The organism is Isoptericola croceus, from assembly GCF_029382255.1.
Taxonomy (GTDB): Bacteria; Actinomycetota; Actinomycetes; order Actinomycetales; family Cellulomonadaceae; genus Isoptericola; species Isoptericola croceus.
The window spans coordinates 1-274 of sequence record NZ_JARLLG010000229.1 but is presented as its reverse complement, the minus strand read 5'-3'; the positions used below and the strand labels follow the sequence as shown (position 1 = coordinate 274).

1 protein-coding gene is annotated in these 274 nt (G+C 30.7%); it reads left to right on the top strand.

Annotated features, from left to right (window positions below; genetic code table 11):
* A partial coding sequence (locus tag PZC42_RS21255) for a hypothetical protein (RefSeq protein ID WP_277214123.1) occupies positions 1–274 on the top strand: 274 nt, incomplete at both ends.

Below are 274 nucleotides of genomic sequence, written 5' to 3'. Positions count from 1 at the left end.
AAAGATAATTTGAACAAGATTTATTACAGACTCAGAAAGCAAGGAAATGTTGAAGGAAGACTTCTTGAATTTGTTTGTAAAACTATCGCATTAAATAAACTGAACAAAAATGCAGTCATAAAACCTGGAGATCAACTATTTTATGAAAGTAAAACTTCTAAAGAACATAAAGGCAAAAAATTCTCAACCAAACTTGATCTTAAAGATAGAGTAGGATTAAGTGGGTACAGTGTAGGAGCAGGAATACTATCAGGAAAATACAATGATGTTGTAC